Genomic DNA, 7,868 nt, shown 5'->3' on the forward strand with positions numbered 1-7,868 from the left:
TCTGATAATAACGGTCGGCTTAGCTGTAGTAGGCTTAATTAACAAGAAATATGATAATAATACACTTTTGGGTGTTGTCTCATCCAACTTAATTAACTACTATCTACCGACGAAGTATCAACTTTAAGCAGTATTTTGAACGACGATTTTAAAAAATAAGGAACCTTTGGTTCTCAATCAGGAATTTTCTAATTCATAACATAAATAAACGAGGAACGTATGAAAGCATTAGTAGCGGTCAAGCGTGTTATTGATTACAACGTAAAAGTTCGTGTAAAGGCTGATAACTCTGGCGTTGATCTATCCAACACTAAGATGTCCATCAACCCTTTTGATGAGATTGCAGTAGAAGAGGCAGTTCGCTTAAAAGAAGCGGGTGTTATAGACGAGATTATTGTTGCTTCTATTGGTCCTAAAGAGTCACAAGAGCAAATTCGTGCTGCCCTAGCTTTGGGTGCGGATCGTGGTGTTTTAGTCGTGAGTGAAGACAAACCATACCCGCTACAAGTCGCTAAGATACTTAAAAATATCGCCGAAAGCGAAAGCACAGACATCATTCTGCTAGGTAAGCAAGCGATTGATGATGATAACAACCAAACAGGTCAAATGCTGGCGGCATTGATGGGTATCGGTCAGGGTACCTTTGCTTCAGAAGTAAAAGTTGAAGGCGATAAAGTCAACGTTACTCGTGAAATTGATGGTGGTTTGCAAACGGTTGCCCTTGATCTACCAGCAGTTATTACTACCGATCTACGCTTAAATGAACCTCGTTATGCTAAGTTGCCTAACATCATGAAAGCGAAGAAGAAGCCAATTGATGAAAAAGCGCCAGCGGATTTTGGTGTTGATATGGCATCTAAGCAAGAAATTATCAAAGTCGTGCCACCTGCTGAGCGTCAAGCTGGTATCACAGTAGGTTCGGTTGATGAGTTGGTCGATAAGCTAAAAAATGAAGCAAAAGTCATCTAGTACTTCATGAAGGCATATCTTGTATAAGGATATTTATGTCAGCGTTTATGAAAAGCCGCGTAGATATCTTTGTACAAAAGCACTCTCACAAATAGATAATACGAACAAATATAAAGGACTAAAAAAATGGCAATTTTGGTATATGCAGAACACGACAATGCCAGTCTAAAAAAGGCAACTTTGAGCTCTATCGCTGCTGCAAAGCAAATCGGTGATGACGTCCACGTATTGGTTGCTGGTAGTGGCGCACAAGCAGCTGCTGACGAAGCGGCTAAAGCAGAAGGCGTGAGCAAGGTTTTACTAGCAGATAATGCGGCTTATGAGCATCAATTGGCTGGGAATGTTGCGCTGTTGGTTGCTGATATCGCAGCTGACTACAGCCACATCGTTGCATCTGCGACCACAACTGGCAAAAACTTCATGCCACGTGCTGCAGCGTTACTTGATGTAAGCATGTTGTCAGAAATTTCTGCTGTGGTAGATGCGCAAACTTTTGAGCGCCCTATCTACGCAGGTAATGCAACTGCAACGGTCAAGACTTCAGAAGATAAAGTGGTGTTGACCGTACGTTCGACTTCTTTTGATCCAGTAGCAAGCGAAGGCGGTTCAGCTACTGTCGAAAGCATCGATAATGTGCAGGATACTGGCAAAGCAAGTTTTGTCAATGAAGAGATGGCAAAGTCTGACCGTCCAGAGTTGACCTCAGCTGACATCGTGATTTCTGGTGGCCGTGCGCTGGCTAATGGTGAGAATTTCACCAAATACATCGAGCCGCTAGCGGACAAGCTAGGCGCTGCTATTGGTGCATCACGCGCTGCCGTGGATGCGGGCTATGTTCCAAATGATATGCAGGTCGGTCAAACAGGTAAAATCGTGGCACCGCAACTGTATATCGCCGCAGGTATCTCAGGTGCGATCCAGCATTTGGCTGGTATGAAAGACTCTAAAGTTATCGTAGCAATTAATAATGATCCAGAAGCGCCTATTGCTAGTGTTGCTGATTATTTCTTGGAAGCTGATTTGTTTGAAGCATTACCTGAGCTTACTAGCAAGGTTTAAGTCATGAATGACAGCAATTGTTAATGCATTAAATCAAAGATTGATAAAAAGCCCACTATTCTGAATAGTGGGCTTTTTTTATGACCTCGGCCCGTAAGGACGATGCTATTGGGGTTAGGGCGTGTCATTATTTAAATAGTGAGGTTTAAAATGAGATAAGTTGATGCTAACCTAGAAAAAAACTGCAGGGAATATAAGCATGTTCACAAGATTTTTCACAATGAGTAGCAAAATTTAGCCATTTTAAGACCATTAAGTGATTGAATACGTTGATCGATGACACGCCCTAATATTTTTACTGATAATGTCTTTGACGTAATGTCTCATACAAGCAAAGTGACCCTGCAATCGCGACGTTAAGACTTTCTTGTCCATTAGGCTGTGGTAGGGCGATAGGAGTGGCACATTGCATTAGCTCATCACACACACCTTGACCTTCATGTCCCATAACCCACGCTATGGGCTTTTTTAAGTCATGTTGGTAGATGACGGTATCGGTATGTGAGCTGGTCGCAAACAGTGGTGTTTGTACATTGTCTAAAATATCTTGAGTGCTTAAGCCTTCGTAGATAGTGAGTGTGAATTGTGCACCCATGCCTGCACGCAGTGTCTTTGGGGACCAAGCTTGCGCAGTAGCGTTGGTACATAGGATGTTTTTTATACCAACTGCTGCAGCCGTGCGCAATAAGGTGCCGACATTACCGTTGTCCTGGACGTCGTTTAAAATCAAACAGTCATCCTGAATCATTGCTAAGCTAGGCATGGGTGTATTAATGACAGCCATGATGTCGATACCTTTTCCTAAGCTGCGAATGCTTTCATACAGTGGGTCGGACAACGTCAGTATGGGGGTGTGGGTTGGCAGACGAGTCAGGATTTGCTGCACTTCAGGATGATCGTGAGCTGATGCTGCCACTAGTAGTTGGACAAACGGATAATCGATGCGCAGCGCTGCATCTATCAGATGTACACCTTCAGCCACTGTTTGCCCTTGCTTTTTTCGTTGGCGTGATTGGGTGAGTAGCGCTTTGACTAGTTTGACGGTGGTGTTCTTGTCTGAGGTAATCAGCTCGGTGGGGTTGGCTACCATAATAGATCGCTTAGAAAAATATAAAAAGTGGAGCAGTCAGTATAAATGCTACCTATGTGAGCACTTATACCGGCTGCTTTTATGCTGCCTGTATATTGAGGCTGTTCTTACTGATCGGCGTGTTTTACATGCAAATCTGCTACATAATTGACTTCGTTTTTACTACCGAGTACCACAGGCACGCGTTGGTGAATCTCTGTCGGCTCTACTTCTAAAATACGATTGACCGCATCTGTTGCTGCACCGCCAGCACGTTCAATTAACAAGCTCATCGGGTTGGCTTCATACATCAAACGTAACTTGCCTGCTTTGTTGGGATCTTTGGTATCAAATGGATAGGTAAATAAACCACCACGGCATAAAATACGATGAACATCACCGACCATGGCAGCTACCCAACGGGTATTAAAATCACGTCCGCGCACACCGGTTTTGCCTGCGATAAGCTCGTCGATATACTGCTGCATCGGTGCACGCCAGTGACGATAATTTGACGCATTAATAGCATATTCGCTGGTATCAGCATCAATTTGCACGTTGTCTTCTATGAGTACGTAATCACCGGTATCTGGGTCGAGGCTAAACATCACTACGTTATCTGCAATGGTCAGCGCCAGTACAGTAGAAGTGCCATAGAGTAAATAGCCCGCTGCCAATTGCTTGTTACCAGCTTGTAAAAAGTCGCTGTTTTCACTCATGTGACCTTGGCGCTGATAAGGTAGGATGGAAAAGATAGTACCAACCGCCATATTGATATCAATGTTTGATGAACCATCAAGAGGATCAAACAATACCAATAAACTACCGTCAGCGTTGGCAGGAGTGGCATCATCTAACTCTTCCGACGCGACACCAGCACAGTGGCTGTTGGTTGCCAAGGCATCTAATAATAAATCATTGGCGAGTACATCTAGTTTTTTTTGTTCTTCACCTTGGACGTTCTGGTTGCCAGCTTCTCCTAAGATATCTGCCAGAGCGCCTTTTTTTAGGAGCTGAGAGATGGTTTTACCAACTTCCGTGACGGTGGTAATCACGTCAATCAGTGCAGGGTCGTGAGCGTCAGTATTTAGATATTTTGCTAAGGTGGTCATAAAGCTTCCTGATAAGTCGTGTGGATAAATAGCCTGGTTATAAAATCAGCTGATATTGTTGTGGTCAGTATAAAGTGAATGAGATATGCTGAAAAACGTTCTGGTGGTGTGAGTTTATCTTGCGTACTATGCGTTGTTCGCTGCTAGTGTTCATCTTCAAGGTGCAAAAAAGCTCCGCAGCGGTACCCACCTGTTTTTAAATTACCTAAATTATAAACGATAAAAAATGTTTAGCAGACAAAAGCAAACGCTCTTTTGGTCAGTCAATTTTGAAATAGCTGATGGTTCATCTTTGTACTGACCATAAAATCAGCTACACTATAAGCATTATTGATTATGATTTGAATATGCTGCCTAGGTTTCACCTTGGTCATTACGTGTATACTTGCTATGAGTTAGCAAGGCAAAATTAACTGAATAGCACTGGTGTCGTTGAGGTAAATTGTAGCAAATAAGTGCTAAGGCGTGTCTTCAATTCAATCGATAGTCATCGAAATGAGCCAAAAATGGCTAAATTTTGCCAAACGAGGTCAAGTATTGGTTAATATATTGGTATTGGCGATGCTTTTTACTCGCTCGACTATAAGCTTTCTTATTTTGTCGCTATCTTTTAAATGAGTGTATGCCTTTAAATGTCCTCGTGTCTGTGTGTGTTAGCGATAAATACTCGAAAAAATCATTAATATAAACTCATAATAAAGACCTGTCCCTATGCGAAACTCTACTGATAGTCAGTCAACACCAACAGTCTCACCGACTGCTCATGCAAAGTTTGATCCCAATACCATTCATCAAAGGCTAAATACATCGTTGAGTCGCCCACAGCTTAATGCTGATAGAAGCATTAGGCATTTTTTAGGCGTGGAAGGTCTTAATAAAGCACAGCTGCAAGCAATTATTGCTAAAGCAGAGACGTTCTTTGATGACAATGGGCAACTGCTGAACAGGCCTGAGCTTGAAGGCTATACCGTCATGAATTTGTTTTTTGAGCCGTCGACTCGTACACGTACCACTTTTGAAGTGGCGGAAAAGCGCTTGGGTGCCAATGTGCTAAATATCGATATCGAGCGCTCTAGTACCAAAAAAGGCGAGAGTCTGCGCGATACGTTATGGAATCTACAGGCCATGACGGCTGATATTTTTGTCGTACGGCATTCGGCGTCTGGGGCAGCACATTTTATGGCAACAGAGGTGACACCTGATATTGCTATTATCAATGGCGGTGATGGCTGGCATGCGCATCCGACCCAAGGTATGCTCGATATGCTGACCATACACCGAGAAGCACCTCGTCCTTTTGAGGAGTTGTCGGTGGCGATCGTCGGCGACATCAAGCATTCTCGGGTAGCACGCTCTGATATCAGTGCGCTACAAACCTTAGGTGTCAAAGACATTCGCGTCTGTGCGCCGCGTACGTTATTGCCGAAAGGGATTAAACGTTATGGCGTAGAGGTCTACGAAGATATGAATGAGTGCGTGACAGACTGTGATGTCATCATGGGTTTGAGAATCCAAAATGAGCGCATCGGCTCGCCGTTACTTGCATCATCTAGCGAGTATTATAAACATTATGGCATTACCCCAGAGCGAGTAGCGCTTGCCAAACCTGATGCCTTGGTGATGCATCCAGGGCCGATGAATCGGGGTGTTGAGATTGCATCTAGCGTTGCTGATGGTGCTCAATCTGTGATTTTAAAGCAGGTTAATAATGGTATTGCCATTCGAATGGCTGTGCTGTCGTTAGCAATGCAAGGTCAGCGAGCTCATCAGGCCGCCGGTAACTAACATATTGGTTGCTGTTTTATTCTTCTTTATTTCATTTGATTGATACGGTAATAACGCTCATGTCTACTATGCTCAATACTGATACACTGATACTTGACCATCTTCCTGACACCCTCAAAAACACATTACCAAGCACTGTGACCGATAAACTCGCAACGCTAGAAGCAGGGCGTGAGATGTGGCTACTACCACCTTTGGTTGATTTGTGCGCGCGCTTACGAGAGCCAGGACAACAACAACACGGCACGCTACAATCGGAAGGTTCTGCCGCTCGTGCCAATGGTTTTTTACACGTAGTGACGCCACCTGACACGACGCCTATATTAGAAAACGGTTCTTTATTAAAGGGTCTACGTGAACGCGCGCTCAATGATGGCGGGATTTACTTACATGTTTTAGGTGCTTTGACTGCTGGGTTGGAAGGTGAGCGACCTTCGAATATTGCAGGGTTAAAACAGGGTGGCTGTATCGCTGTTTCCAATGCTCGTAGGCCTTTTCGTAATGACTTGGTACTGTTGCGCACATTAGAGTATGCAGCGACCTTTGGGATGAAGGTGTTCTTCTATCCCGATGAGCCAAGCTTGTCTGGCGAGGGGGTTGCTCACGAGGGTTATATCGCTTCATATCATGGTTTACAAGGTATTCCTTGGATCGCAGAGACAGTCGCCTTGTCTACGCAGCTGTTGATGGTAGAAGAAACAGGGATTGCTGCTCATTTCAGTCAGCTGTCGTGTAAGTCTTCGATAGAGCTGATGCGTTGGGCAAAAGACAAAGGTCTACCAGTTACTTGTGATATTGCCATGCACCAGTTGTATTTGACCGACGATAATTTGGAAGGTTTTAACGCACAGGCTTATGTGCTGCCGCCACTGCGTAGTAATACGGATCAACAAGCGATTCGTCGTGGTTTAAAAGACGGTACCATCGACGCCATTTGTAGTCACCATGAGCCATTAAATAGTACTGCCAAAAAAGCCCCATTTGCTGAGAGCACACCTGGTATCTCAAATTTCGATACCTTTATGGCGCTTGCCTGTCAGTTGGTACATGATGAGGTGCTGACGTTGGAACAGCTGGTGGACAAAATCTGTCTGAACCCGGCAAAAATTGCTGGTATTAACGAGCAGTATGAAGCAATCGGCGGTGCTGTCTTGGTTGACCCAAATGTAGAGTGGCAAGTGACGGCGCAGTCGATGTTGTCAAATGGTAAAAACACGCCTTTCTTTAACCAGCAGTTGCAGGGCCGTGTTGTGGATGTTTTCTTTGGCTAATGTGCCTCGAGAAGATGACCGCTTGTCTCCATCCTCGAAAGATAAAAAACACAGCTTGCCCCACCGATCAGACAAGTCGCCACAAACCGCTAGCGAGTCCATCAAAGCGGTGGCAATCTATGAGGTCATCAAAGGGCTAGGCGCACTCATAGGCGCTGTGACGTTATGGGCGTGGCACGCAGATTTAGAGCAATGGCTCAATTCAGCTACCGACTCCTGGCAACAAACCTTTGGTCAGATGCTGGCAGTTCAAATAGAAAGTACGGTAAGGATCGCTCAGAAAGCAAGTGAAAACTGGCCAGTGTTTTTACTATTGATTTTTGCTTATGCAAGTATGCGTTTTCTGGAAGCCTATGGTCTGTGGCAAGACAAGACTTGGGCGTATTGGTTTGGGGTGCTTGGCTACGGTGTGTTTATTCCTATCGAAATATACTACTTGATTACCAGTCCCTTTGACTGGCTTAAGCTTGGTGTCTTAGCCTTGAACCTACTGATCGTGTTTGTGGTCTACCGTAATATGAAACGAAAAGGGCTAATATAGAAATCGTTCAAGAAGTAAATGTTCCAAAAGATGGGTAGTTTGAGACATTGTCATATTTTTTA

General features: G+C 44.2%; 7 protein-coding genes. 5 read left to right on the top strand and 2 right to left on the bottom strand.

What is annotated here, in order from left to right:
• The first annotated feature begins 219 nt into the window (after positions 1–219).
• On the top strand, positions 220–969 hold the full coding sequence (locus tag L0J61_RS07375) for an electron transfer flavoprotein subunit beta/FixA family protein (protein WP_301465722.1): 750 nt from the start codon (positions 220–222) through the stop codon (positions 967–969).
• 126 nt (positions 970–1,095) lie between these two features.
• Complete coding sequence (locus L0J61_RS07380; RefSeq protein WP_301465724.1) at positions 1,096–2,028, top strand: electron transfer flavoprotein subunit alpha/FixB family protein; 933 nt, start codon at positions 1,096–1,098, stop codon at positions 2,026–2,028.
• Positions 2,029–2,323: 295 nt separating this feature from the next.
• Here L0J61_RS07380 and L0J61_RS07385 read toward each other — a convergent pair whose 3' ends face one another.
• Positions 2,324–3,118 carry an RNA methyltransferase gene (locus L0J61_RS07385; protein ID WP_301465725.1) on the bottom strand — a complete coding sequence of 265 codons (795 nt, stop codon included), beginning with the start codon at positions 3,116–3,118 and terminating at the stop codon, positions 2,324–2,326.
• Between the two features lie 107 nt (positions 3,119–3,225).
• Positions 3,226–4,209 (bottom strand): class 1 fructose-bisphosphatase, encoded by a 984-nt coding sequence (locus tag L0J61_RS07390; protein WP_301465727.1) that lies wholly within the window; start codon positions 4,207–4,209, stop codon positions 3,226–3,228.
• 711 nt (positions 4,210–4,920) lie between these two features.
• Here L0J61_RS07390 and L0J61_RS07395 point away from each other — a divergent pair.
• From L0J61_RS07395 to L0J61_RS07405, 3 genes are read left to right on the top strand one after another with little or no spacing between them, the layout of a single operon-like run.
• Positions 4,921–5,994 carry an aspartate carbamoyltransferase catalytic subunit gene (locus L0J61_RS07395; RefSeq protein ID WP_301465728.1) on the top strand — a complete coding sequence of 358 codons (1,074 nt, stop codon included), beginning with the start codon at positions 4,921–4,923 and terminating at the stop codon, positions 5,992–5,994.
• A gap of 59 nt (positions 5,995–6,053) precedes the next feature.
• Complete coding sequence (locus tag L0J61_RS07400) at positions 6,054–7,265, top strand: dihydroorotase (protein ID WP_301465729.1); 1,212 nt, start codon at positions 6,054–6,056, stop codon at positions 7,263–7,265.
• Positions 7,249–7,806: a DUF2127 domain-containing protein gene (locus tag L0J61_RS07405; RefSeq protein ID WP_301465730.1), complete on the top strand. Its 558-nt coding sequence runs from the start codon at positions 7,249–7,251 to the stop codon at positions 7,804–7,806. Before L0J61_RS07400 ends, L0J61_RS07405 begins: the two co-directional genes overlap by 17 nt.
• The last annotated feature ends 62 nt before the right edge of the window (positions 7,807–7,868 follow it).

This window comes from Psychrobacter sp. (assembly GCF_030457785.1).
Classification (GTDB): Bacteria; Pseudomonadota; Gammaproteobacteria; order Pseudomonadales; family Moraxellaceae; genus Psychrobacter.

Bases quoted from the DNA above. Each gene is read 5' to 3' on its own strand.
- L0J61_RS07375 (WP_301465722.1), top strand. From the start codon at position 220: ATGAAAGCATTAGTAGCGGTCAAGCGTGTTATTGATTACAACGTAAAA.
- L0J61_RS07380 (WP_301465724.1), top strand. From the start codon at position 1,096: ATGGCAATTTTGGTATATGCAGAACACGACAATGCCAGTCTAAAAAAG.
- L0J61_RS07385 (WP_301465725.1), bottom strand. From the start codon at position 3,118: ATGGTAGCCAACCCCACCGAGCTGATTACCTCAGACAAGAACACCACC.
- L0J61_RS07390 (WP_301465727.1), bottom strand. From the start codon at position 4,209: ATGACCACCTTAGCAAAATATCTAAATACTGACGCTCACGACCCTGCA.
- L0J61_RS07395 (WP_301465728.1), top strand. From the start codon at position 4,921: ATGCGAAACTCTACTGATAGTCAGTCAACACCAACAGTCTCACCGACT.
- L0J61_RS07400 (WP_301465729.1), top strand. From the start codon at position 6,054: ATGTCTACTATGCTCAATACTGATACACTGATACTTGACCATCTTCCT.
- L0J61_RS07405 (WP_301465730.1), top strand. From the start codon at position 7,249: ATGTTTTCTTTGGCTAATGTGCCTCGAGAAGATGACCGCTTGTCTCCA.